Genomic DNA, 24,635 nt, shown 5'->3' on the forward strand with positions numbered 1-24,635 from the left:
AGAAGGAAATTTATGGATATTACTCTATTTTTACAGCAGATGGTAAATGGTTTTAGTCTTGGATCCATGTATGCTTTGATAGCTATTGGCTATACTATGGTTTATGGTGTTTTAAGGCTTATCAACTTTGCTCATGGCGATATTATGATGGTTGGAGCATATGTGGCTTTGTTTTGTATGACTAGTATGGCGCTTCCTTTTGGATTTGCTTTGCTTTTTGCAGTTGTTGTATCGGCACTTCTTGGTGTTTGTACTGATAAGATTGCTTATAAACCACTTCGCTCAGCTCCTAGAATTTCGCTATTAATCACAGCTATTGGTATTAGTTTTTTACTTGAAAATGTGTTTCAAGTAGTGTTTGGTGGCACGCCTAGATCATTTAATGTACCTGAGTTTTTTGAACAAGTAGTAAGTATTGGTGCGATTACATTGCCAGTTAGTGCTATTTTTGTACCAGTAATTACTATATTTTTATTAATGATAGTGTTGTATGTGCTTTATAAAACAAAATATGGCATAGCAATTAGAGCGCTTGCTTTTGATATTAGTACAGTTAATTTAATGGGAATTGATGCAAATTTAATTATATCTATTGTGTTTGGGCTTGGCTCATCTCTTGCTGCTATTGGCGGTGTATTTTGGGCTATTAATTATCCTAGTATCGATCCATTAATGGGCGTATTAATTGGACTTAAGGCTTTTGCCGCTGCGGTGCTTGGCGGTATTGGTAGCGTTGGCGGAGCTGTGCTTGGCGGATTTATTATTGGATTTACAGAGGTTGTTGCTGTGGCACTATTTCCAGATCTTGCAGGGTTTAAAGATGCTTTTGCATTTATCTTTTTGATTTTAGTTTTACTATTTAAACCAACTGGAATTTTGGGATATAATTTTGAAAAGAGTAGGTTTTAGATGGCAAGTAGATTTAAATTTTGGTTAGCTGTTATTTTAGCAATTGGGTTTTTATTTTTCTGTGATGCGTATCTAGGCGAGTATAGTTTAGGAATTGTAAATAATATTGCTATATTTATTACTCTTGCTATTAGCTATAATCTTATAAATGGAGTTACTGGACAATTTAGTCTTGAGCCAAATGGATTTGTAGCTGTTGGGGCTTATGTAGCTGCTATTTTGCTTCTTAATGCTGATTCTAAGCTATATCAATTTGATGCAGCTGAGCCATCAAATATTATCTTAGCTATTTATACTAGTAATTTTATTTTAGCAATGTTTATCAGTGGTGTTTGTGCTACACTTTTAGCTTTACTGCTTGCTATGCCTGTATTTAGAGTTAGGGGTGATTATTTGGCTATTGTTACTTTGGGGTTTGGTTTTATAATTCAACTTTTAGCTGTCAATTTCCCTGCCTTTACAAATGGTTCAATTGGCTTAAATGAGGTTATGAGAGTCGATAGTAATGGAGATTTAAGCCGCTTTACAAATATTTTTTATAGTGGTGGACTAGCTATTTTTGCTACTATTGTAATTTTAAATTTAGTATATTCTAAATTTGGCCGTGCTATGAAGGCTGTTCGCGATGATGAAGATGCAGCTATTGCGATGGGGATTAATACCTTTGCTACTAAGACTACAGCGTTTTGTGTAAGTGCATTTTTTGAAGGTATGGGTGGAGCTTTACTAGTTGGATTATTAGGTAGTGTTAGTCCTGACCAATTTACATTTATGTTTACATTCTTACTACTTATTATCATAGTACTTGGCGGGCTTGGTAGTACTACTGGAGCTATTATTGGTACAGTGCTAGTAATTGGTGGTAGTGAGTGGCTAAGATTTTTAGATGAGCCTATGAATATCTTTGGCTATCAAACCGAGGCTTACCCAGGGCTTAGAATGGTTGTATTCTCACTAGTACTAATCTTTGTAATGCTATTTGCTAGAAAGGGCATTATGGGGCAAATGGAGCTAGGGGATCTATTTAGAGGTAGACGCAAATGATATTAGAACTAAGTAAAATTTGTAAAAATTTTGGTGGTGTAGAGGCCATCAAAGAGACTAGCTTTGGTGTAAAAAGTGGAGAGATTTTTGGGCTTATTGGGCCTAATGGGGCTGGAAAAACTACTATGTTTAATATAATTACTGGTGCCTATGAGCCAAGTAGTGGTGAGATCAAATTTGATGGCAAAAGATTAAATGGAATTAAGCCAAATAAAATTGTAAATTTAGGTATTGCTAGAACATTTCAAAATATTCGTCTTTTTGGTTCTCTTACTGTCTTAGAAAATGTATTAATCGGCTTAAATAGCTCAACAAAATATAGTTTTTTAGAAGCTTGTTTGCATCTTGGTAGATTTGCTAAATCTGAAAGAATAGCCAAAGAGCGTACTATGGCAATTTTAGAGCGTTTAGGTATTGCTAGATATGCTAATGAATTTGCTAAAAACTTAAGCTACGGAACGCAGCGCAAAGTAGAGATAGCAAGAGCGTTAGCAACTAATCCAAAACTACTTTTACTAGATGAGCCAGCAGCTGGTATGAATCCTAGCGAGACTGATGAGTTGGCAAATTTAATATTTGATCTTAGGGCTACTGATGGGTTATCTATTTTATTAATTGAGCATGATATGAAATTTGTAAATCATCTTTGCGATAGGGTTTTGGTGCTTGATTATGGTAGAGTGATTTTTACTGGCTCGCCAGCTGATGCAGTAAAACACGAAGATGTTATAAGTGCTTATTTAGGGGATTTTATACAATGATAGATGTTAGAAATTTGCATGTATATTATGGAATGATTGAGGCTGTAAAGGGGATTAGCTTTTCTGTGCAAACTGGCCAAATAGTAAGCCTTATAGGCTCAAATGGTGCTGGAAAGAGTAGTACCTTAAATGCACTTATAAACTCAGTTAAAAGAAGTGGCCAGATAAATTTCTTAGGATATGATACTAGTAGGCATAAAACTCATACGCTTGTAAGGCAAGGAATTGCTTTGGTGCCTGAAGGTAGAAGAGTATTTATAAACTTAACCGTAGAAGAAAATCTTAAAATGGGTGCTTTTAATAATGATGAAAACTATGAGCATTTAAAAGAGACTATGTATGATCTATTTCCAAGGCTTAAGCAAAAGCGTGATCAACTTGCTGGAACTCTAAGTGGTGGAGAGGCTCAAATGTTAGCTATATCTAGAGCTTTAATGAGTGAGCCAAAGCTTTTAATGCTTGATGAGCCTAGTCTTGGCCTTGCTCCTAAGATTGTAGGTGAGGTTTTTGATATTATTGAGAGGCTTAAAGAAGAGGGTATTACTATATTATTGGTTGAACAAAATGCATTTTTAGCGCTTAAAACTAGCGATTATACCTATGTATTAGAAAATGGCCATATCGTTATGGAAGGCGTATCAAAAGATATGATAGGCAATGATGAAATTCGCAAAAGATATCTTGGTGCGTAATTTTAATTTAGATAGATTTAGAGTAAATTTAAGTATAAATTAGGGCGAATCTCTTCGCCCGTTTGATTAAAATTTGTAGTTATAACCTACATATACACCATAGTTAAGTATGTTATCATAATCTTCTATACCAGTTGTTTGGTAGTTGCCTTTTATACCAAATTCAATCTCATTATTTTCAACAACTTCATACAACCACTACAAATAGATCTTTAATCGCTGCAACACTGCTCATTAATCTATATCAACCAAAACTTTTTTGCCAAATTTAATTTCCATTTCATAGCTACACTAAATTTAATAATAAAATAAAAATTATAAAATAGTAATTAAAAGTTACTTATAGTAACATTTATGGGGTAATCATCTGGCTTGGACTACCATTTACACTATGATAGATTGTGGTTTTGTATTTATATGCTTTTAGTTTTAGTAGTTTGCTTTGTAAATTTGGCTGAGTAGATGGAGCAAACCAAGCATTATTAGTAATTGCTATCATAAATTTAGGTTTATCAACAAACAACTCATCACGAGTTGCTTCATAGCATATAGCATTTCTAATCTTAACCCCATCTATCTCATAATCACTTACGTTATTAGCATGGCTATAATCTACGGCTGAATCAAAGAATATCTCATTTATTAAATTTTTAATAAAATTTGGAAGTGGTATCTCTTCGCCAAATGGCACTAATATTAGCTTGTCAAGTCTTTTTATTTCCCCTTTATCAAAAAGATAGGTTGAATTATATATCTTATTATCATTAGTTCCTAAAGCTCCAGCTACGATGGCGATTTGATGTGATTTTTGCTTTAAAACGCTAAGTAAAATTTCACTATGATCTAAAAATAGTGGAAATGCACTCTCAGGCAAAACTACAATTCTAGAGCCATCGCTTATAGCTTGATCGATCATATCAAGGTTATTTTTTACAATTTTATCTTTTGTGGAGCGCTCCCAGATTTTATCTTGACTAATATTTGTGCTAATAAGTGAGATATCAAATGGAAGACTTTTAGGCTCAGTTTTATAGTTGTAATTAATCGCTAAAGAGCAAATAAGCAATGAGATACCAAAATATATATTAAATTTAATAGCTATAAGTATAGATATAAGCACCAAAGCAAGAGTATAAATAGATGGGATAAAAAATGTATCAACAAATATTAGCTTGAAATTTAACCAATCAAAACCAAAAGGTGCAATATAACTAGCAAAAAGTAAAAAAATCGCCTTAATATAGATATTTTCTAGCCATCCAGCAGCCAAAAATATAAATCCATAAATCAGACAAATTCCTAAAATTTCAATAGGAATAAGATAGGCAAAATTGTAATAAATCAAACTAAAACTAATCCAATAAAACCAAAATAATCCAGTAAAAACTCCACTCCAAAACCAAATTTGCCTACTGCTTTTAAGAAGAAGATAAAAGCCAAAAATAGCACTAATAAGAGATAAATTTGCTATATATTTTAAATTTAATATATCTAAAAATATAAAAAGTGATAGCAAAATAGAGATTATAAAGCCGTTTATTATAAATTTTAATGTAAAATAATCCACTAATTTTTTCTTAAAGGATCCACATGGCAGAGAATTCGATGCTAACTTCATTATTACCTCTTGTTGTATTGTTTGCAATATTCTATTTTTTAGTTATCAGACCGCAACAAAAACAGCAACGCGAGCATAAAAATATGCTAGCAAATCTCCAAAAGGGCGATAAAATCGTTACAAATGGAGGATTAGTGTGTGAGGTCATCAAACCAGAAGATGATTTTATCAAAGTTAAACTTAATGATGACGTAATTGTTCGCATTGATAGAAATTTTGTCGCTAAAAAATTAGACAAAATCGAGTCAAGTGATGAGAAGTAGGATAACTTATAGGCTTATAATTTTTATCCTTGCTTTGGTGTTTGGCATCTTTTTTTCGATGCCAAGCTTTACTGGTAGCCAAAGTGGTCAAAAAGTAAGCCTAGGACTAGATCTGCAAGGTGGTCTATATATGCTCTTAAGCGTTCAAACAGACGCTGCAATAACCTCTAAAATCAAATCAATAGCCTCAGCTATAAAATATGATACTGATAAAAATGATATCTTAGTAGATAGATTAAAAGCTGATGAGAGCGGGATTAGTATAGCTCTTTTAGATAGTGATGATGCTAAGAAATTAGATGAAATTCTATCTAAAACTACTGGCATAGAGGTGCAAAAAAATGAGTTAAACTATAGAATTTTACTGACTCCACAAGAGAAGATTGATACTGCTAAATATGCTGTAGATCAAGCTGTAGAGACTATTAGAAATCGTCTAGATCAGTTTGGTTTGGCTGAGCCTACAGTTCTTAAACAAGGCGAAGATAAAATCTTAGTAGAGCTTCCAGGTATTAAAAGTTCAGCTGATGAACAAAGAGCTATGGATTTAATAGCTAAATCAGCCCATCTTCAACTAATGGCAGTTGATGAAAAGCGTCAAGATATGGCTCAAACTATGAACGAAGATGAAGCATCTGCATATGGCGATTTGCTTTTAAGCGATGCTAGAAACCCAAGATATAAGTATTTAGTAAATGAAATTCCAGTTTTAGATGGAAGTATGCTAGTAGATGCTAGAGTGGCATTTGATAATCAAACAAATACTCCAATTATTAATTTTACACTTAATGCCCAAGGCGCTTCTATATTTGCTGATTTTACCGGCGCTAATGTAGGCAAACGCTTAGCTATCGTGCTTGATGATAGAGTGTATTCAGCTCCATCTATCAATGAAAGAATTGGTGGTGGAAGCGGTCAGATAAGTGGTGGATTTAGCATAGAAGAGGCTCGTGATATTGCTATTGCTTTAAGAAGTGGGGCTCTGATCGCACCTGTAAATTTAGAAGAGAAAAGAAGCATTGGTCCTAGTCTTGGTCAGCAAAGTATTGACCAAAGTATGGTAGCTCTTGCTGTTGGTGCGATTTTGGTTGTGCTATTTATGATTTTGGTTTATGGACTGGCTGGAATTTTGGCAAATATCGCTTTGGTAGTAAATATATTAATACTTATTGCTGTTATGGCGTTATTTGGTGCTACACTTACCTTGCCTGGTATGGCTGGTATTTTGCTTACTATAGGTATGGCTGTGGATGCCAATGTTATCATTAATGAGCGTATTAGGGAGCTTTTAAAAGAGGGTCATAATATTCATACTTGTATCCAAAAAGGATACCAAAATGCTATGAGTGCTATTATCGATTCAAATTTAACTACGCTTATTACTTCAGCTGCACTATATGCTTATGGTACTGGACCAGTTAAGGGCTTTGCTGTAACTATGAGTATTGGTATTGCTGCTTCTATGCTTACTGCAATTTTAGGAACTCATGGTATGTTTGAGTTTTTAAGCCGTAGAATAGAAAAAGGTAGCACTGTCCTTTGGTTTGGCTATAAGATTAAAAGGGGCTAGAATGCAGATATTTGATAAAGGTAAAATTTATAACTTTATGGGTATGAGATGGATAATGTTTATCATCTCTGCTATTTTATTTTTTGGATCTATTGGGTTGCTTTTTACTAAAGGGTTAAGCTATGGTATTGATTTTGCTGGCGGTACTTTAATACAGGTTAAATATCATGATAAAGATGCCCCTATAGATCTAATAAGAGAGAGATTCTCAACCAATGAGATATTAAAAAATGCTAGTATTACCGAATTTGGCTCAGCAAGCGAGATTACTATTAGATATACAACAACTAGTGATAGCTTAGGAAATAATCCAGGTGCATTTGTATCTGAAATTCTTAAAGGTACTGGTGAGTTTGAGATTCGTAGAGTAGATGTAGTAGGACCAAAAATTGGTAGCGAACTAAGAGAAAAAGGGATAATGGCTGTAGCTGTATCTTTGGTGTTGATACTTATATATATTGGTGTGAGATTTGAGTGGAGATTTGCACTAGCTGCTATACTTAGCGAAATTCACGATGTTGTTATTGTGCTAGGAGCTATTAGCTTGCTTAGTATAGATGTAAATTTAGATACTCTTGCAGCAATCTTAACTGTTCTTGGTTACTCTTTAAATGATACTATTATTATTTTTGATAGGATTAGAGAAAGAGTAAAAGAGAGTAAATTTATTAAATTATTTGAAGTAATTAATGAATCTGTATCGCTTACACTTTCTAGAACTTTGATGACATCTGTTACTACGCTTTTAGCTGTATTTACACTATTTTTCTATGGTGGAGATATGATTCATGGTTTTTCTGTTATTATGATAATTGGAATTTTAATTGGTACTATGAGTTCTGTGTTTATTGCTGCTCCTATGCTTAGTTGGTTTAGATTTAGTGTTGAAAACTATAGAGCCTCAATTGTAACTAAAGAGCTAAGAAAAAAAGAGAAAGAAAAGCTTCGTGCTATGTATGAAAAAGGTACGGTATAAGGGGATAATATGGATTGGGGAAAGGTTATATTTACATTTTTTGCTCTTATGAGCCTTACTACTACAGCTGGTTTTTTATATGATAATAATGCTGTTGCGTTATTTATTGCTGCAAGTATAAATTTAATATCTACTTTGCTTAAAGTAGGTGTTAGAAATTTACTTGCAGCTGAGCTTTTTGCTAGTTCATTGGTAGCTGATTTGCACCTAATCCCAGCATTTGTGCTACTTGTAAGTGGTTTTAATCAAGGTATAGTATATACACTTGTTATTGGTGCAATTTTAGCAAATATATTTTCTATGCTTTTGATATTAATAGAAGCAAATAAAACTAGAGATGAATTCTAAGGATAAAATGATGCAATACAATGCTAAAGATATAGAGTATAAATGGCAAACTACTTGGAGAGAAACTAAATATAGTGAGCCAAAAAATGACTATAACCTACCTAAAAAATATATTTTATCAATGTTTCCATATCCAAGTGGAAGATTGCATATGGGTCATGTTAGAAACTACAGCATAGGCGATGCGCTTTCTAGATACTGGAGAAATATGGGGTATAATGTTCTTCAGCCAATGGGGTTTGATAGTTTTGGTATGCCAGCAGAAAATGCTGCTATAAAGCATAAAATTCACCCTAAAAAATGGACATATGAAAATATTGATTATATGATTAAAGAGCTTGATGCATTAGGGTTAAGCTTTTCTAAAAATCGCTTATTAGCTACAAGCGATCCACTCTATACAAAGTGGGAACAAGAGTTTTTTATTAAAATGTATGAAAAAGGCTTAGTATATCGAAAATCAGCAGTAGTTAATTGGTGCGAGAACGATCAAACAGTATTAGCAAATGAGCAAGTAGAAGATGGCAAGTGCTGGAGATGTGGGCATGATGTAGAACAAAAAGAGATGCCAGGATATTATCTTAAAATTACTCAATACGCTAGTGAGCTTTTGGAGTGTTTAAAGGATTTAGAAGGCAAGTGGCCAAGTCAAGTTATCACTATGCAAGAAAACTGGATAGGTCAAAGTAGTGGTCTTGAATTTGAATTTAAATTTGATGATAGTAGCAAGGATATTGTAGGCGAAGATGGATTTATGGTATTTACTACTCGTCCTGATACTATCTATGGTGTAAGCTATTGCGCCTTAGCGCCTGAACATAACATAACAAAGAAGCTTTTAAATAGTGAATTTATTAGTGCTGAAGTCAAAGAAAAAATAAAATCTATGCTAAACCAAACTCCTAAAGAGCGTCAAATAGCTGATAAAGATGGAGTTTATTTAGGTATTAATGCTATTCATCCATTAACTGGTAAGTTAGTGCCTATTTGGTGCGCTAATTTTGTTTTGGCTGAATATGGACATGGTGCTTTGATGGCAGTTCCTGCACATGATGAGAGAGATTATGAGTTTGCTATTAAATTTAATCTACCAATTAACAAAATAATTGAGTGTGATGAGCTGCCATATTGTCAAAAAAGTGGCAAGCATATTAACTCTGATATAATCAATGGTATGGATTATGATGAGGCTAGTAAAACTATTATAAACCATTTTCAAAATAGCAATATAGGCAAAGAGGTTACAAATTACAAATTAAGAGATTGGGGTATCTCTAGACAGAGATACTGGGGCGCTCCAATTCCTATGGTGCATTGTGATAGCTGTGGAGTAGTAGCTGAAAATATAGAGAATCTACCAATTGCACTACCTGATGATGTTGAGATTACAGGAGAGGGCAATCCACTTGATAAACACGCTAGTTTTAAACATTGTAAATGTCCAAAATGTGGCAAAAATGCTACTAGAGAGACTGATACTATGGATACTTTTTTTGAGAGTAGTTGGTATTTTGCTAGATTTGCAAGCGATGATAAGAGCTGGGAAAATACAGCATTTGATAAGCAAAGTGTAGATTATTGGATGAATGTTGATCAGTATATTGGCGGGATTGAACATGCGATTTTGCATCTACTTTATGCTAGATTTTTTCAAAAAGTATTAAGAGATCTTGGTTATTTGCGAGATAGTGAGCCATTTGCTAGTTTATTAACTCAAGGAATGGTGCTAAAAGATGGCGCTAAAATGAGTAAGAGCAAGGGTAATACAGTTGATCCTGATGAGATTATAGCTAAGTATGGAGCTGATACTGCAAGGCTATTTATCTTATTTGCTGCTCCACCACAAAAAGAGCTAGAGTGGAATGATAGTGCAGTAGAGGGGGCATTTAAATTTATAAATAGATTGTGCGATAGAGCCTCTAATGCTTATAAATGCTCTGTCTTGCCAGATATTAATCATAAAGAGCTAGATAAAGCAGAGCAATACGCAAGACTTAAGGTATATGAAGCACTTAAAAAATCAAGTGAAGTTTTTGAAAGTAGCTTTACATTTAATACATTAATTGCTGCTTGTATGGAGGCATTAAACGCGTTAAATGCTCAACAAAATAAAGATGTATGGACTGAAGGTTACTATATTATCTTAAATTTACTTGAACCGATAATTCCGCATATTAGCTGGGAATTAAGTAATGAGTTATTTGGGCTTAAAAATTTTAGAAAAATAGAGTTAAGAAGCGAAGTATTCCAAAGCGATACAATAAATTTAGCCATCACAGTAAATGGTAAAAGGCGTGCTGAAGTTGAGGTTGATAAGAGTCTAAGTGATAAAGAGATTATTGAGATAACTAAAACTCAAGTGGCTAAATGGATTGGCTCATCGCAAATTATAAAAGAAATTTATGTGCCAAATAAACTTGTAAATATTGTTATAAAGGGATAGAGTGAGACTATTTGCAGTTTTATTGTTAGCTTTTTTAATAGTAGGATGCGGATATAAACCATCTAGCGTGGTAGCTAGAGATATTTTAGGTAGTAGTGTTTGGATTGATGTAATCATTAGCAAAACTGATCCAGAAAGTTCAGTAGTTATCAAAGATGGGATAAAATCAGCCATGCTAAGACGCCTTAATACCGACCTAGTAGAAAAAGAAAAAGCTGATAGTATTATTATAGCCTCTATAAAGTCATTAACATTTACAGCTATATCTTATGATAGGTTTGGTTATGCTACAGCTTATAAAGCAAATTTGGTTATGGAGTATAGATTAAGACAAAAAGATGGAGTAATTAAAAGCATTTTAGCTAATGGAGATTATGATTTTCGTGTAACTAATCAGCTAAATGATAGAAGATTTACAGATAGTGTTATTAGTGATAGTGAGAGATTTGATGCTATTACTAATGCGTCATTGCAAAGCTTTGATGAGTTTATAAGTAAATTAGCTATGCAAGGTCTTTTTGATGGCCAGTCTAATTTCTGATGTTATTAAAGATGTTTTTAAGGAGGCGAGTGAAAAGAAGATCACTCTAACTCCTGATAACTATCATATGCTTTTTTGTGCCGCTGCAGCTAGGCGTGGGCTTGGAGCAAGTGAGTGTAAAAAATTAGAAAATTATATCTCAAAATTAGATCAAAATTATCAAAATGAGCTAAAAAAGATGAATGTGCGAAATATTGATGAGCTTTTTGCTTTTATTAGCTCTAGATTAAATCGTGCTAATCCTGTTGATGTAACAAAAATTAATCTAGCTCAAACAATGCTTTTAAAACGAATCTTACATGCTATAAATTTAATGCATAATACTAAAGCTAAAGAGCTAGCCAATTCAAGCTTATCAATGCTAGATGGTACAATAGGAGTAGAGAGTTTAAATTTAATTAGAGATCGCTGGTTTGAGTTTGTCTCTCATTTTGATGATACTTATCTAAGAAGATTAGAAAAATATGGAATTAAGCAAAACGATGATATAGAGACCATAATATCTAAAATAGAAAAATCAAAAGATAACTCCAAGGATATTGATCTAAAATATACTAAAATCTGTGAGTTGATAATCGCAGCTTTGGTTCCTTCTATTGCTCCAAGCGCTGATGATGATATAGCTAGAGTTAGTGAGCATTTAAGGCAAAATCCATCTTTGCTTAGTAGTCAAGCTATGGAAGATGATATTAAAAAGTGTATTTTAAAGCGTGTTCGTCTTGACCAAAATGAGATTAAACATAAAATTTCTATATTAGATGAAGTATTAAATAATCTAAATACTCAAATTCAAAATTTTGCTACAACGCTTTTAAATAATGGCAGTAGTGTAGATAGTGCTATTTTTGATATAGATAATATAAACTCAATTGATGATTATAATGCTATTAAGCAAAAGCTGCAAAAAACATCAAATTCGCTCCGTAGCGAGATATCAGCAATGGGGCTAAAGCTTAGTGATGATAGTAGAGTGATTCATGATTTAAAAGAGCGTATTAAAGAGCTTGAAGAGATGATAGCAAAGTCTTCTATTAAAAAAGATGAGCTAACAGGATTAAATAATAAAAATAGTTTTGAAGTAGAACTAGCAAATATTGAAGATGCAAATGCAAAGTATGGAGTTGATTATGCTCTTATGATTATTGAGATAAATTCCTTAGATGAGATTAGATTAAAATATGGAGCAAATGCTAAAGATGCTATCTTATCTACAATGGCTAAAATTGTTCAAAATCGTTGTATCAATGGAGAATTTATCGCTAGGACAAATTCAGATGAATTTATGATATTAGTAGCAAATTTAGACAAAAATAGTGCTATAAATTTAGCTCAAATAATGATAAATGATATTGCTGGATATAAATTTAGATATAAAAATGAACATATTATAGTTAGTGCTAGCTCTGGAATTGCTTTAAGATCTAGTGCTAATAATCAATCTGATATGATTCAAAAAGCTAGCAAGGGATTAATGATTGCTAAAAGTGGGGGGATAAATTGCATAAGAGTGGTTTGATGGATTATGAGATATTTTTAAACTCAAAACCCTTATATTATGATGAGATTGATTATAAACGCTTTCCTAATATTTATGAAAAGATAAAATCTAAATTAAATCCACCAAAAATTATCCATATCATAGGCACTAATGGCAAGGGAAGTAGCGGGAGATTTTTAACTCAAATTCTTTCTTCTTGTAGCAAAGTAGGACACTATACTAGTCCGCATATATTTGATTTTAGTGAGAGATTTTATAGTAGCTGTTCTACTATTGGCAAAGATGAGTTAAATTTGGCGCACACTAAGCTTTTAGATATTTTTAGCCTGTTTAGTGATGGTGATAAGATGATAGAGAGTCTAAGCTATTTTGAATGGGCTACACTTATGGCTGTAGTGCTATTTAAGGAGTATGATTATCTTGTAATGGAAGCTGGAATGGGTGGTGAATATGATGCTACAAATGTATTTGATAAGAGTCTTAGCATTTTTACTCCTATTGGATTAGATCATACTGATATGCTTGGAAATAGCCTTGAAGAGATTGCAAAAACCAAGCTAAATGCGATGTGTGATTTAGCACTTATTAGCAGTGAGTTTGCCTGTATGCAACTAGCTAAAAAGATTGCAAATGATAAAGGTGCTAATTTAATAATTCAAAAAGATATATTTACCAATGAAATTGATATATATGCTAAGAGATTTAATCTACCTAAGTTTTTACAAGCAAACCTAAGCCTAGCAGTAAATGCAGCTAATATTTTGGGTGTAAATAACCTATCTAATATTATCTTAAATTTAGATGCTTTAAATTTAAAAGGTCGATGCCAAAAGATAAAAGATAATTTAATAATAGATGTCGGGCATAATGCTCATGCAGCAAAAGCTATAGCAAAATATTTGCAAGATATTAGTTGGAGTAGAGTAAATTTGATATATAATGCTTTTGATGATAAAGATATTTTTGGAGTTTTATCAAGCTTAAAGCCTTTTATTGGTACAATCCAAATTTATAAATATCAAAGTCAAAATAGAAAATTAGCTGTTGATAAGATTATTCAAGTGGCAAAAGAGCTTGAGATTGAGTGTTTTGAGTTTGTAAAATTAGATGAGAATGAGCGTTATTTGCTATTTGGTTCATTTATGTTGGTAGAAAATTTCATTAAGGCAGAGATTGAAAGATAAAATCGTAATTACTATAACTGATGTTAATGGCTCTAGAAACTATTTATTAAGCCAGGTATTAAAGAAAATTTTTATATATGTTGTTGCTGTTGTATTGCTTGTTTTTGTATTTGGTGCTTTGTATATGGGCTATTTACAAGATGAGACAAATGCTCTTAGAGAGACTAAAGAAGAGCTAATAAGCAGTAGTGAAAATTTAAATATAGAGTATGAAAAGATGAAGCAAAAGCTCTCAACTAAAGAAGAAGAGCTTATGGCTATTGAGGATAAAATTTCACTTTTAGAAGAGCAAATTGGGCTAAATGATGATGTTAATAGCACTACAATTGATGATAGATTAGAACAGATTAAACTTACTGTTGAACAACAAAATATAATATTTTCTATGATCCCAAATGGTAAAGTAATGGAAGATGGCGGCGTAACGGCTAGTTTTGGCTGGAGAACTCATCCAGTATTAGGTCATAAGCACTTACATCAAGGGATCGATCTTAGAGCGCCAATTGGAACTCCAGTTTATGCACCAGCTGATGGTGTGGTGCAAGTAGCTGGATTTAATATAGTTAGTGGGTATGGATATTTGGTAGTTTTAGAGCATAATTTTGGCTTTAAAACTAGATTTGCTCATCTATCAAGAAGAGATGTGGTAAAAGAGGGGCAGTTTGTCAAAAAAGGCGATCTAATAGGCTATAGTGGAAATACTGGTATAAGCACTGGACCACATCTTCATTATGAGATTCGCTTTGTGCAGCGTCCATTAGATCCGGCTAATTTTATCAATTGGAACAGAAAAAATTATGAAGAAATATTTCAAAAGGAGAAAAGAGTATCATGGCAGTCTTTAGTAAAGGCAGTGGCAAATTTAACTCTGAAACAACCATAATATCAGAAGGTGCGTATATAAAGGGCGAATTAGCTTGTGGTTCGGTTTTATATATAGAAGGTCATGTAGATGGTATGATTAAATCTAGCAATACAGTTGTAATTGGTAAAAATGGAAAGGTTACTGGAATTATCTCAGCTTCTAAAGTTGTGGTAAATGGCGTTTTTGAAGGCAATGTAGATGCTGATTCGGTTGAGATTTTAAGTGGTGGATTTGTTTTAGGAGATATCTGTTCAGGTAGCCTAAGTATAGAGACTGGCGGAAGATTTGATGGTAAGAATTCGCTTAAAGCTTCAAATTCTATGAAATCATTAGAGAATTTAGAGATTATCGACACAGAGGAAAGTGGTGCAAGCAAGAATATATGAGTTTTTTAAAACTCATAAAAATAAATTTCAAATTCTAATAGTAAATGATGATAAAGATGCCTTTAAAGCTCATGCTGCAGCGACTTATGCTGGGCGTGAGTGCTTTGTTTTGCCAGATTTTAGAGCTAAAAATGGCGATGATTTAAGAGCTTTTAATAGCGAACTTTTAGATATTAGTAAGGCTTTAAGTAACTTTCATTTAAGCACAAATCCAAATAAATTAATTATTTCACCATTTAGAACGATCTTAAATAAACTCCCAAGCGCTAATCAATTAAGTGTAAAAACTATAAATTTTGCAGATACTATAGATCTAAAAAGTTTCAAGGATAAGATGCTAGCATATGGATATACATTTGTTGATATTGTAGAAAGTAGGGGTGAGATTAGAATCAGCGGTGATATTATCGATATTTACAGTGTAGCAGATGAGTGGCCGTGTAGAATTTTGCTTGATATTGATGTTGTTGAAAGTATCCGTAGATTTGATCCAGCAACGCAAAAAAGTATTAGCCAAGAACAAAGTTTAGTAATTACTCCATATGTAGCTGCACTTAGTAGTGATGAGTTTGAGACTGCCCTAGAAAATGCACAACATATCAAATCAAATGCCTTAGTAAATGATTTAAATTCATTTGGATTTTGGGTAATTGATGGGTTTGTGGATTATCTAGAGCAGTTTGAAGCAGTAAAAGATATATATCTAGAACTTGATGAATGTGATATGGATACTAGCAAGCTTGATAAGCTTTTAACCTTGCCAGAAGCAAAGATATATAGAGTTTTTGAAGGAAGTATAAATAGTGAGCTTATTGGCTTTCATAGCGATAAAAAGATAGAGATTTTAAGCTCTAATGAGAGTGCGTTTAGAGCCTTAGGATTGGAGTTAAATCCAAATTTAAGCTTTGTTTCAAGTGAGCTAATTTTAAATTTAATAAGCAAAGATGAGCTAATTATTAGCCTTAATCAGCTAGGCTCGCGTCAAAAAAGGCGTAAAGCTAGCATTGTATTAGATGAGTTAAAAGTTGGCGATTTTGTAGTTCATAGCGAGTATGGAATTGGTAAATTTGCTGGATTAGAGCTAATTTGCGTACTTGGTAATAATAAAGAATTTGTGGTGCTAACATATCAAAATGATGATAGATTACTTCTTCCAACAGAACATCTTGATATGATAGATAGATATATTGCTGGAAGTGGTGCAGTAGTAAATTTAGATAAGTTAGGCAAGGCTAGCTTTGCAAAACTTAAGCAAAAAGTAAAAGAAAAACTCTTTATCATAGCTAGTAAAATTATCGCTTTAGCAGCAAAGCGTGAGCTAATTGAAGGTGTAAAAATTGATCTTAATAGTGCTGAGTTTGCTAATTTTCAGATGCAAGCTGGATTTAACTACACTAGCGATCAAGATAGAGCTGTAGCTGCTATTTTAGAGCATTTAAAAAGCGGCAAGGTTATGGATATGCTCTTAAGTGGAGATGTTGGCTTTGGCAAGACTGAAGTAGCTATGAACGCGATATTTGCTTGTGTTAAAAGTGGATTTCAAGCACTATTTTTTGTCCCTACTACTTTGCTTTGTGCTCAACACTATAAGAGTTTATATGAGAGATTAAGTAGATTTGATATAGATGTTAGACGCCTTGATAGATTTAGCAGCACCAAAGATAAGGCTAGATTATTGGCTGATTTAAAAGATGGCAAACCTCTTGTAGTTATTGGAACTCATGCACTTTTGAGTGTAGAGAGTGCAAATTTAGGCCTTATAATTATAGACGAAGAGCATAAATTTGGTGTAAAACAAAAAGAGAAATTAAAAGAATTTAGCGAGCATTCACATATTCTTTCAATGTCAGCTACGCCAATTCCACGAAGTTTAAATATGGCGCTTAGTAGCATTAAAAGCTATGCTACACTTACTACGCCTCCGCTTGATAGATTAGATGTTAGAACCTTTGTTAAAGAGTGGGATAGAGGATTAATTAAAGAGGCTATAATGCGTGAAATTCGCCGTGCTGGGCAAATTTTTTATCTTCATAATAAAATTGCTGATATGCCTAGTATTGAGCGTGAATTAAAAGATATATTGCCAACATTAAAAATTCTTACTCTTCATAGCAAGATTGATGCCAAAACTAGCGAAGAAGAGATGATTAAATTTGCCAATGGCAATTATGATGTACTACTTTGTACCAGTATAGTAGAAAGTGGAATACATATCCCAAATGCAAATACAATTATAATTGATGAGGCTAATAAATTTGGTATTGCTGATTTACATCAATTGCGTGGAAGGGTAGGTAGAGGCTCTAGACAGGGATTTTGCTACTTTTTGGTTGAAGATAGGCAGAGTTTAAGCGATGAAGCGATTAAACGACTTGTAGCTTTAGAATCAAATTCATTCCTTGGCAGTGGAGCCTTGCTTGCCTATCATGATTTAGAGATTAGAGGTGGTGGTAATTTAGTTGGAGAGGCTCAAAGCGGTCATATAGAAGCTATTGGTTACTCTTTGTATCTTAAGATGCTTGAAGATGAGATAAATGCGTTATTAAATAAAGAGAATAAAAAAGATTCTCAAGTAGATATCAAGCTTAGTGTGAATGCCTTTTTAAATAGTGAATTAATTAGCGAAGATAGATTAAGATTAGAGCTTTATAGGCGTCTTAGCAAGTGTATTGATGTAAGTGAAGTCTATGAGATCGGTGCAGAAATTGAAGATAGATTTGGCAAACTTGATATATATACTAAACAATTTTTAGATATTATAGTTATAAAAATTATGGCCGCACAGCAAGAATTTAAGCATATTAGCAGCTATGAGCAAAATATATCATTAACTAAAATTGATGGAACAAAAGTTGCTTTAAAATCATCAAGCAAAGACGATGATGATGTCTTGGCTGAAATTTTGACCTATTTAAGGAAAAATAGATGACAATTTCAGGAGTTTCATACTATCAGCCATTATATTCAGTTGATACTGGGCAAAATAGCAATACAGCCAATGAACAAGATGGACAAAATGGCAATAATCAAACCCAAACTAAAAATCAAAATAGACATGAATTAACTCATGAACAAAAGATGCAAGTTATAGAACTGCAACAAAGAGATACAGAGGTGCGAATGCACGAGGCTGCTCATATAGCCGCAGGTGCTGGACTAACTACTGGAGCAACATATAGCTATCAAAGAGGCCCAGATAATAAGATGTATGCTATAGGTGGAGAGGTTGGTATTGATACATCTCCAGGTAGCACTGCTCAAGAGACTCTAAAAAAGGCCACTCAAATAAAGCGTGCCGCTCTAGCTCCAGCTCAGCCTAGTCCAGCAGATTTGCAAGTAGCTGCTACGGCTACTAACATGGAAATAGATGCAAAAATAGAAATTCAAAAAGAGCAATTAGAAGATAAAAAGAAAGAGCACAAAAGCGATAATAGTAGCCAAGATAGAGCAAATTTAGACCAAAGCTTAGAGCAAAACAATCAAAATAGAGTAAATAATCCATATGCTTTAAATTATGATTATAGCATTAGAACCATAGGATTATTTTAATGAAAATTAAGTGGAAAAATACTCCAGCAGCTATCGTAAGAGATGGTAAGCTAAAAGCTGTTAAAGATATTGCTAAAATTGATCTTGATAATTTTGTTCATTTAGATAGACAAATAGAACAATTAGAGCAAAATACGCTTAAGTTTATTGAGCACGGAGTGATAAATCATGCGCTTTTATGGGGTGAGAGAGGTTGTGGTAAGTCTAGTTTAGTGCGTGGAATATTTTGTAAATTTATAGATAAAAACCTGCGTTTAATCGAGATAAATCCGAGCGAATTAAATAGTCTTTATAAGATATTAGATAAAATCAGGGATAAGAAAAAGTATAAATTTATAATTTTTTGCGATGATTTTGGGTTTGAAAATGCAGATAAGGCATTAGCTCAATTAAAAAGTCTATTAGAAGGCTCTATAGAAGCCCCACCAAGCAATGCAATATTTTATGCTACAAGTAATCTAAAACATCTAGTAAGAAGTCGCTTAAATAGTGATAATTACATAGTTGAGAAAGAAAATAGCAGAGAGAATTTAAGTCTTTCTGATAGATTTGGATTGCACATTAGCTTTTATGAGCTTAGTGTAGATGAGTATATGGATATTATATATAGGCTCTTTGATGGCTATAATGTAGATAGAGATAGATTGAAAATTCAAGCCCTAGCTTATGCAGCGAGCAAGGGCGTTAGAAGTGCAAGAAATGCTAAGCAATTTTGGCAAAATACAAAGGATGATATTGAGAAGCTCTGAGCTATTTTTGGCACTTAATAGGGTTTGTGAGTTTGATTTTAGTATTAATAAATTTTGGTGGCCAAGATATGGGACATTTTGGGTTATTATTGGAGCAATATTAACTCAAAACACTAAATGGACAAATGTAGAAAAATCACTATTAAATTTAGAAAATGCTAATGTTTTAAGCTTAGAAGATGTAGCAAATTTAGATATTTTAAGCCTTAGTGAATTGATTAAGCCAAGTGGATTTTATAATACTAAAGCTAAAAGATTAAGCGCACTTTGTAAAAATATTGTAGCTAAGTTTGGTACATTTGATGAGTTTGCTAATAGCGTAAGTTTTGAGTGGCTTATATCACAAAAAGGCCTAGGGCTTGAGAGTGTATATTCTATCTTATGTTTTGGATGTAGGCGTGAAGTGATGGTAGTTGATAACTATACTAATAGAATTTTTATAGCTCTTGGCTATGAGTTTGAAAGCTATGAAGAGGCTAGAGAGTGGCTAGAGAGTATAGATAGAGATGAGATATATAAAAGCTTAGGCAATATAGATGATAATGAGCTATTTTGTCGCTATCATGGGGTTATTGTTGAGTTTTGTAAAGCACATTTAAAAGGAGGCAAATTTGATGATTTTGCCCTAAATTTATTTAGTGAGCTTAGCTAATTAAAATTATTATTAATTATCAATGCTTTTTGCGTAACAAGATTAATAAAGGTTTTAAATAAATCTTTATATCGGAGTTATATTATAAAATTTTTTACTTAAAAATATATTTATGATTAACTCTATCTATCATCTATATTTAACATTAATTTAACAAATATCATATAAAATTACTCCATAAATTAATTAAAAAGGATTTTTATGAAAAAGATTAGTATAGCAGCAATTTTAGCTTTAGCAATTAGTGCAAATGCTTCAGGTTTTACAGGAGGTAATGCACCAGCTAATCAAGGTGGATTTTTAGGTGGCCATTCAGGTGCAAATAGCGTAAAAGTAGCATTAGATGCAAAAGATGACACATTAGTAACTGTTAAGGGAAAAATCTTAAGTCAAGTAGCACATGAAAAGTATAAATTTAGTGATGGTAAAGATACAATTATTATTGAAATTGATGATGAGGATTGGGGTGGTTTAAGTGTTGGTCCAGATGAGACTGTTACAATATATGGTGAAGTTGATGGCAATACTATTAGAGCAAATGAGATTGATGTAAAAAGAATTACTAAATAAGACTTTAAGTGTTAGTCTAAATTTAATACAAAAAACTTCAAAAACCGCCAAAGCTTGAGTATAAATCACTCACTTTTGGGCGGTTTAAATTTAAACTTAGTAAAATTTAGTTAAAATCCAAATCTAAATCATCAAAAAGTAAAATAATGCAAAATATCTTAAATTCTATGAAAAATATAGCTGTTGTAGGCTTTAGCCCTAATGAAGCTAAAGCTAGTAATCATGTAGGTTGCTATCTTATAGATATGGGTTTTAATGTCTTTCCTATTTATCCAAAAAGTGGTGAGATAAAAGGTCGAAAAATATATCAAAGTATAGATGAAATTTCAGAAAAAATAGATACTATTGTGATGTTTAGAAAGGCCGAATTTGCCACTGAATTGGCTAAAAAAGCTATAAATTTAGGTGTAAAAAATCTATGGCTTCAGCTAGGAATTGTAAATGATGAGGCTAAGCAAATAGCACAAAATGCAGGATTAAATTTCATACAAGATGCCTGTATAATGATAGAGCATAAAAGGTTTAAAAATGATAAGTCTAAATAAAATTATTCAAGCTAAACGAAATATTGATGGATTTGTGGCTAAAACTCCATTTGGCTTTGCTCCAAAACTAAGCAAGATAGCTGGTGCTGATATATACCTAAAAAAAGAGAATCTTCAAATCACAGGAGCATATAAAGTAAGGGGTGCTTTTAACAAGATTGCAAATTTAGATGATAATGCCAAAAAGTGCGGTGTAGTTGCTGCAAGTGCTGGTAATCACGCTCAAGGCGTAGCAATTAGTGCTAAGCATTTTGGAGTAAAAGCTATAATTATTATGCCAGAGGCTGCTCCGCTTTCAAAAGTATCAGGAACTAAGGCTTTGGGTGCTGAGGTGATATTAAAGGGTAATAATTTTGATGAAGCTTATGCATATGCCTTAGAATATGCTAAAGATAATAATATGAGTTTTATTCATCCATTTGATGATGAATTGGTTCAAGCTGGTCAAGGGACAATAGCTTTAGAAATGCTCGATGAGGTTAGTAATTTAGATTATATGGTCGTGCCTGTAGGTGGTGGTGGTTTGATTAGCGGTGTGGCAAGTTGTGCTAAGCAGATTAATCCTGATATTAAGATTATTGGTGTTAGTGCAAAAGGTGCGCCAGCTATGTTTGAGAGTTTTAAAGATAAGTGCCAGCATAACTCAAAAAGCGTTCGAACTATAGCTGATGGAATTGCTGTAAGGGATGCAAGTCAGATTACTCTATCTCATATTTTAGAGTGCGTAGATGAGATGGTACAAGTAGATGATGAAGAGATAGCAAATGCGATTTTGTATCTTTTAGAGCAGCAAAAGATTATGGTCGAAGGTGCTGGGGCTGTATCTGTGGCTGCAATTTTGGAAGGAAAATTTGAATTTAAAAAGAGCGCTAAAATCGGTGCTATTTTAAGTGGTGGTAATATAGATGTACAAACTTTAAGCATTATTATAGAAAAAGGTTTGCTAAAAAGCCATAGAAAAATGATAATTAATGTTACTTTAATAGATAAACCAGGCGCTCTTATGGCGCTAGGTGATGTGCTTAGAAGTACTGGGGCAAATATTGTTAAGATTGATTATGATAGATTTTCAACCAAGCTAAGTTATGGCGATGCTAAGATTACAATAACTTTAGAGACTAAAGGCAAAGAGCATCAAGATACTATAGAAAAAGCATTAAAAGATGCTGGATATGAGTTTACTCAGGAGTTTTAATTAATTTTTTTGAGCTAAATTTAGATTTAAATTTAGCTCTTATTAGTTATCTTTTGAGCTACGCTTTTGTTTGTTACTTTTTTAATCTCATCAAAACTTGCGTTTTTAATATTCTCAAAGCTTCCAAAATAGTTAATTAATTTAATTATAGAACCTTTTGAAATGCCTAAATTGGCTAATTGGCTACTTTGCATATCGTTTTTTTGCCTAATTTTTTGATGAAAGCTAATGGCAAATCTATGTGCCTCATCACGCAAACGCTGAATAAATTGAAGTTTAATATCATTTGAGTTTAGGCTAAATTTGCCTATATTTGTGCAAATTTTATCATTTGCCTTGCCTTTGGCACGATGGGCCTTAGCGTCTATTTTTTCTTTAGAAATTGCGATTATATCTACATTTGCACCGCTACTTTTAATAATATCATTAGCTAAATTTAGTAGTGCATCGCCTCCATCTATTACCCATAAATCTGGAGCTGATGATTTATCAAAGCTTTTGGCTCTATGAGTTAGCATCTGTTGCATCTGGTCATAATCATTTATATTTTGAAGGTGCATGTGGCGGTATTTTGTCTTATTAAACTCTCCGTTTTCCCACACAACCATAGCTCCAATTGGATTAGAACCAAATAGATGAGAGTTATCAAAAATCTCAATTTTTAATGGTAGATTATTTAGCTCAAATGTCTCTTGAATCTCTCGTGCTAGGGTGTAGTCATTTGTTTTTATATGTTTTTTGATTAATTCAATGGCATTTTGATAAGCTATATTTACTAGCTCTTTTTTTTCACCTATTTTTGGCTGGATGATTTGAAATTTCTTATTATGGCGAGAGTTTAAGATATTTTCTAAAATCTTAGCATCTTCAAGCTTCATATATGTATAAATTTTAGTTGCACCAACTGGTTGGTCTATACTAAAAGCATCTAAAATCATTGTAGAATATAAAGCCTCTAGATCTGATTCTACCATATCTTTAGCCGGTTTTATAGTATGAGTAGATGCGCACACTCTACCATCTCGCACACTAAATCTGACCCCGCAAACAAAGCTACTACTAATATTTACACTAATTACTTCAAAATCTTCTAGTTTAGCTAAATCGATTTGAATTTTAATAGCTGTATCGTTGATTGTTTTTATCTGATCTCTAATCTTAGCAGCCTCTTCAAAATTTTCATTTTGAGCTAAGTTTAGCATTGTTTTTTCTAAATTTGGTATTAAAAGCTCTGGATTTTTAATCTTTTTTATAGCTTCATCTATGATTTTAGCATACTCTTCTTTATTTATTAATCCAAGGCAAGGTGCATGGCAGCGTCCAATTTGATAAAATAAACAGCCCTTTTTTTCTCTTAAACAAGATCTTTTTTGTACTAGTTTAAACTCCAAATACAAAGCTTCTAAAATTTCATTAGCACCTCTAAAAAATGGGCCAAAATATTTAATGCTATTACCTTTAAGCACCTTTCTAGTAATTTCAAATCTAGGAAAATCTACACTTAAATCTACGCAAATATACGGATATGTTTTATCATCTCTAAGTAAAATATTATATTTTGGATGAAGTTGCTTAATAAATGAATTTTCTAATATTAACGCATCTTGTTCGCTTGAAGTTGTAATCCACTCTATATGTATAGCTTCACTTATCATTTTGGCTATTCTAGGGCTTAGTCTTGGGCTAGGTGATGCATCAGCGTTAAAGTAGCTTTTTACTCGATTTTTTAAATTTTTAGCTTTGCCGACATATAAAAGTTTTGAGTTTTTATCAAAATATTGATAAACTCCAGGGCTATTAGGCAGAGATTTTAGTTCATCGATTAGCATTTATAGACTCTCTAAGCTTTTCAAAAAGTGCATAAATTTGCTCATCTTTTGCACTGTTTTTAAATAATCCATCACTTCTTTCTATAAATATAGGCTTTTGTTGTGGTGATACTTCTTGAAAATTTTTTAGTTTTGTAATAAAGATTACTACACTATTTATTGGTTGTAATGCACTATTTGGATTGCTATTAATATAGGTGTTTAATAGGTTTTTTATTTGAAATTTGATACTATCATGATTTAGCTCAAATTTGGCAAGTGGATGTGTAACAGCTATGAATAAAATTCCATCTTTTTGATAGCTAAATTTAATAAGCTTACTCTTAGCTACGCCTAATAAATTTAGTAAATTTCTTGCCTCTTTAGCAGCTTTTAAATTTTTATATTTAGGATCGTTGATAATATGATTAATAATCTCAAAACTTCGCATTTGGCTATTATAGCTGCT

At 32.7% G+C, this 24,635-nt stretch carries 25 protein-coding genes; 21 read left to right on the top strand and 4 right to left on the bottom strand.

What is annotated here, in order from left to right:
* Positions 1-12: 12 nt before the first annotated feature.
* The 4 genes from CVIC12175_RS02490 to CVIC12175_RS02505 are packed head-to-tail and all read left to right on the top strand — an operon-like array spanning position 13 to position 3,406.
* Positions 13-909, top strand: coding sequence for a branched-chain amino acid ABC transporter permease (locus CVIC12175_RS02490; RefSeq protein WP_086224817.1), 897 nt, complete (start codon positions 13-15; stop codon positions 907-909).
* The gene (locus CVIC12175_RS02495; protein ID WP_086254119.1) at positions 910-1,953 is read left to right on the top strand and encodes a branched-chain amino acid ABC transporter permease; all 1,044 of its coding nucleotides are present in this window, start codon (positions 910-912) and stop codon (positions 1,951-1,953) included.
* Complete coding sequence (locus CVIC12175_RS02500) at positions 1,950-2,714, top strand: ABC transporter ATP-binding protein (protein ID WP_086256822.1); 765 nt, start codon at positions 1,950-1,952, stop codon at positions 2,712-2,714. Before CVIC12175_RS02495 ends, CVIC12175_RS02500 begins: the two co-directional genes overlap by 4 nt.
* A complete protein-coding gene (locus CVIC12175_RS02505; RefSeq protein ID WP_086246744.1) occupies positions 2,711-3,406 on the top strand; it encodes an ABC transporter ATP-binding protein in 696 nt (231 codons plus the stop codon). Before CVIC12175_RS02500 ends, CVIC12175_RS02505 begins: the two co-directional genes overlap by 4 nt.
* Positions 3,407-3,472: 66 nt before the next feature.
* On the opposite strand, the gene CVIC12175_RS08715 is transcribed toward CVIC12175_RS02505, so the two are convergent.
* On the bottom strand, positions 3,473-3,601 hold the full coding sequence (locus CVIC12175_RS08715) for a hypothetical protein (RefSeq protein ID WP_257789271.1): 129 nt from the start codon (positions 3,599-3,601) through the stop codon (positions 3,473-3,475).
* A 157-nt stretch (positions 3,602-3,758) separates the two neighbouring features.
* Positions 3,759-4,973, bottom strand: coding sequence for an apolipoprotein N-acyltransferase (locus CVIC12175_RS02510; protein WP_236861086.1), 1,215 nt, complete (start codon positions 4,971-4,973; stop codon positions 3,759-3,761).
* 23 nt (positions 4,974-4,996) lie between these two features.
* Here CVIC12175_RS02510 and yajC point away from each other — a divergent pair, with 23 nt between their 5' ends.
* The 17 genes from yajC (at position 4,997) to ilvA (ending at position 22,358) form a co-directional block, all read left to right on the top strand.
* On the top strand, positions 4,997-5,287 hold the full coding sequence (gene yajC / locus CVIC12175_RS02515; RefSeq protein WP_086246741.1) for a preprotein translocase subunit YajC: 291 nt from the start codon (positions 4,997-4,999) through the stop codon (positions 5,285-5,287).
* The gene (gene secD, locus CVIC12175_RS02520; RefSeq protein ID WP_407932394.1) at positions 5,277-6,857 is read left to right on the top strand and encodes a protein translocase subunit SecD; all 1,581 of its coding nucleotides are present in this window, start codon (positions 5,277-5,279) and stop codon (positions 6,855-6,857) included. Before yajC ends, secD begins: the two co-directional genes overlap by 11 nt.
* 1 nt (position 6,858) lies before the next feature.
* The gene (gene secF, locus CVIC12175_RS02525; RefSeq protein ID WP_086256819.1) at positions 6,859-7,833 is read left to right on the top strand and encodes a protein translocase subunit SecF; all 975 of its coding nucleotides are present in this window, start codon (positions 6,859-6,861) and stop codon (positions 7,831-7,833) included.
* Between the two features lie 9 nt (positions 7,834-7,842).
* On the top strand, positions 7,843-8,181 hold the full coding sequence (locus CVIC12175_RS02530) for a DUF6394 family protein (protein ID WP_086246738.1): 339 nt from the start codon (positions 7,843-7,845) through the stop codon (positions 8,179-8,181).
* Positions 8,182-8,191: 10 nt separating this feature from the next.
* The gene (gene leuS, locus CVIC12175_RS02535; protein ID WP_086256818.1) at positions 8,192-10,624 is read left to right on the top strand and encodes a leucine--tRNA ligase; all 2,433 of its coding nucleotides are present in this window, start codon (positions 8,192-8,194) and stop codon (positions 10,622-10,624) included.
* Between the two features lies 1 nt (position 10,625).
* Positions 10,626-11,165, top strand: a complete 540-nt coding sequence (gene lptE, locus CVIC12175_RS02540) for an LPS assembly lipoprotein LptE (protein WP_086248532.1) — start codon at positions 10,626-10,628, stop codon at positions 11,163-11,165.
* Positions 11,146-12,681 carry a GGDEF domain-containing protein gene (locus CVIC12175_RS02545; protein WP_086256817.1) on the top strand — a complete coding sequence of 512 codons (1,536 nt, stop codon included), beginning with the start codon at positions 11,146-11,148 and terminating at the stop codon, positions 12,679-12,681. The genes lptE and CVIC12175_RS02545 overlap by 20 nt, the downstream gene beginning before the upstream one ends.
* The gene (locus CVIC12175_RS02550; RefSeq protein ID WP_086255451.1) at positions 12,681-13,847 is read left to right on the top strand and encodes a Mur ligase family protein; all 1,167 of its coding nucleotides are present in this window, start codon (positions 12,681-12,683) and stop codon (positions 13,845-13,847) included. The genes CVIC12175_RS02545 and CVIC12175_RS02550 overlap by 1 nt, the downstream gene beginning before the upstream one ends.
* A complete protein-coding gene (locus tag CVIC12175_RS02555; RefSeq protein WP_086256816.1) occupies positions 13,837-14,730 on the top strand; it encodes a M23 family metallopeptidase in 894 nt (297 codons plus the stop codon). Before CVIC12175_RS02550 ends, CVIC12175_RS02555 begins: the two co-directional genes overlap by 11 nt.
* Positions 14,679-15,098 carry a bactofilin family protein gene (locus CVIC12175_RS02560; protein WP_086246733.1) on the top strand — a complete coding sequence of 140 codons (420 nt, stop codon included), beginning with the start codon at positions 14,679-14,681 and terminating at the stop codon, positions 15,096-15,098. Before CVIC12175_RS02555 ends, CVIC12175_RS02560 begins: the two co-directional genes overlap by 52 nt.
* Positions 15,079-18,027, top strand: coding sequence for a DEAD/DEAH box helicase (locus CVIC12175_RS02565; RefSeq protein ID WP_086256815.1), 2,949 nt, complete (start codon positions 15,079-15,081; stop codon positions 18,025-18,027). The genes CVIC12175_RS02560 and CVIC12175_RS02565 overlap by 20 nt, the downstream gene beginning before the upstream one ends.
* Positions 18,024-18,647 (top strand): putative metalloprotease CJM1_0395 family protein, encoded by a 624-nt coding sequence (locus CVIC12175_RS02570; RefSeq protein WP_086256814.1) that lies wholly within the window; start codon positions 18,024-18,026, stop codon positions 18,645-18,647. The genes CVIC12175_RS02565 and CVIC12175_RS02570 overlap by 4 nt, the downstream gene beginning before the upstream one ends.
* Complete coding sequence (locus CVIC12175_RS02575) at positions 18,647-19,396, top strand: DUF815 domain-containing protein (protein WP_086256813.1); 750 nt, start codon at positions 18,647-18,649, stop codon at positions 19,394-19,396. The genes CVIC12175_RS02570 and CVIC12175_RS02575 overlap by 1 nt, the downstream gene beginning before the upstream one ends.
* Positions 19,377-20,048: a 3-methyladenine DNA glycosylase gene (locus tag CVIC12175_RS02580; protein WP_407932393.1), complete on the top strand. Its 672-nt coding sequence runs from the start codon at positions 19,377-19,379 to the stop codon at positions 20,046-20,048. The genes CVIC12175_RS02575 and CVIC12175_RS02580 overlap by 20 nt, the downstream gene beginning before the upstream one ends.
* 201 nt (positions 20,049-20,249) lie before the next feature.
* Positions 20,250-20,618 carry a NirD/YgiW/YdeI family stress tolerance protein gene (locus tag CVIC12175_RS02585; protein WP_086256811.1) on the top strand — a complete coding sequence of 123 codons (369 nt, stop codon included), beginning with the start codon at positions 20,250-20,252 and terminating at the stop codon, positions 20,616-20,618.
* Positions 20,619-20,764: 146 nt separating this feature from the next.
* Positions 20,765-21,163: a CoA-binding protein gene (locus CVIC12175_RS02590; RefSeq protein ID WP_086256810.1), complete on the top strand. Its 399-nt coding sequence runs from the start codon at positions 20,765-20,767 to the stop codon at positions 21,161-21,163.
* Positions 21,147-22,358: a threonine ammonia-lyase gene (gene ilvA, locus CVIC12175_RS02595; protein WP_086256809.1), complete on the top strand. Its 1,212-nt coding sequence runs from the start codon at positions 21,147-21,149 to the stop codon at positions 22,356-22,358. The genes CVIC12175_RS02590 and ilvA overlap by 17 nt, the downstream gene beginning before the upstream one ends.
* 32 nt (positions 22,359-22,390) lie before the next feature.
* Here ilvA and uvrC read toward each other — a convergent pair whose 3' ends face one another.
* Together uvrC and CVIC12175_RS02605 are read right to left on the bottom strand one after the other, a co-directional pair.
* A complete protein-coding gene (gene uvrC, locus CVIC12175_RS02600) occupies positions 22,391-24,187 on the bottom strand; it encodes an excinuclease ABC subunit UvrC (RefSeq protein ID WP_086315826.1) in 1,797 nt (598 codons plus the stop codon).
* A complete protein-coding gene (locus tag CVIC12175_RS02605; RefSeq protein WP_086315827.1) occupies positions 24,174-24,617 on the bottom strand; it encodes a hypothetical protein in 444 nt (147 codons plus the stop codon). Before CVIC12175_RS02605 ends, uvrC begins: the two co-directional genes overlap by 14 nt.
* Positions 24,618-24,635 lie beyond the last annotated feature (18 nt).

The organism is Campylobacter vicugnae (assembly GCF_002139875.1).
Classification (GTDB): Bacteria; Campylobacterota; Campylobacteria; order Campylobacterales; family Campylobacteraceae; genus Campylobacter; species Campylobacter vicugnae.

What these genes read in the sequence shown, in the direction of transcription:
- CVIC12175_RS02490 (WP_086224817.1), top strand. Translation starts at nt 13, where the DNA reads ATGGATATTACTCTATTTTTACAGCAGATGGTAAATGGTTTTAGTCTT.
- CVIC12175_RS02495 (WP_086254119.1), top strand. Translation starts at nt 910, where the DNA reads ATGGCAAGTAGATTTAAATTTTGGTTAGCTGTTATTTTAGCAATTGGG.
- CVIC12175_RS02500 (WP_086256822.1), top strand. Translation starts at nt 1,950, where the DNA reads ATGATATTAGAACTAAGTAAAATTTGTAAAAATTTTGGTGGTGTAGAG.
- CVIC12175_RS02505 (WP_086246744.1), top strand. Translation starts at nt 2,711, where the DNA reads ATGATAGATGTTAGAAATTTGCATGTATATTATGGAATGATTGAGGCT.
- yajC (WP_086246741.1), top strand. Translation starts at nt 4,997, where the DNA reads ATGGCAGAGAATTCGATGCTAACTTCATTATTACCTCTTGTTGTATTG.
- secD (WP_407932394.1), top strand. Translation starts at nt 5,277, where the DNA reads ATGAGAAGTAGGATAACTTATAGGCTTATAATTTTTATCCTTGCTTTG.
- secF (WP_086256819.1), top strand. Translation starts at nt 6,859, where the DNA reads ATGCAGATATTTGATAAAGGTAAAATTTATAACTTTATGGGTATGAGA.
- CVIC12175_RS02530 (WP_086246738.1), top strand. Translation starts at nt 7,843, where the DNA reads ATGGATTGGGGAAAGGTTATATTTACATTTTTTGCTCTTATGAGCCTT.
- leuS (WP_086256818.1), top strand. Translation starts at nt 8,192, where the DNA reads ATGCAATACAATGCTAAAGATATAGAGTATAAATGGCAAACTACTTGG.
- CVIC12175_RS02545 (WP_086256817.1), top strand. Translation starts at nt 11,146, where the DNA reads ATGGCCAGTCTAATTTCTGATGTTATTAAAGATGTTTTTAAGGAGGCG.
- CVIC12175_RS02550 (WP_086255451.1), top strand. Translation starts at nt 12,681, where the DNA reads ATGGATTATGAGATATTTTTAAACTCAAAACCCTTATATTATGATGAG.
- CVIC12175_RS02560 (WP_086246733.1), top strand. Translation starts at nt 14,679, where the DNA reads ATGGCAGTCTTTAGTAAAGGCAGTGGCAAATTTAACTCTGAAACAACC.
- CVIC12175_RS02570 (WP_086256814.1), top strand. Translation starts at nt 18,024, where the DNA reads ATGACAATTTCAGGAGTTTCATACTATCAGCCATTATATTCAGTTGAT.
- CVIC12175_RS02575 (WP_086256813.1), top strand. Translation starts at nt 18,647, where the DNA reads ATGAAAATTAAGTGGAAAAATACTCCAGCAGCTATCGTAAGAGATGGT.
- CVIC12175_RS02580 (WP_407932393.1), top strand. Translation starts at nt 19,377, where the DNA reads ATGATATTGAGAAGCTCTGAGCTATTTTTGGCACTTAATAGGGTTTGT.
- CVIC12175_RS02585 (WP_086256811.1), top strand. Translation starts at nt 20,250, where the DNA reads ATGAAAAAGATTAGTATAGCAGCAATTTTAGCTTTAGCAATTAGTGCA.
- CVIC12175_RS02590 (WP_086256810.1), top strand. Translation starts at nt 20,765, where the DNA reads ATGCAAAATATCTTAAATTCTATGAAAAATATAGCTGTTGTAGGCTTT.
- ilvA (WP_086256809.1), top strand. Translation starts at nt 21,147, where the DNA reads ATGATAAGTCTAAATAAAATTATTCAAGCTAAACGAAATATTGATGGA.
- uvrC (WP_086315826.1), bottom strand. Translation starts at nt 24,187, where the DNA reads ATGCTAATCGATGAACTAAAATCTCTGCCTAATAGCCCTGGAGTTTAT.
- CVIC12175_RS02605 (WP_086315827.1), bottom strand. Translation starts at nt 24,617, where the DNA reads ATGCGAAGTTTTGAGATTATTAATCATATTATCAACGATCCTAAATAT.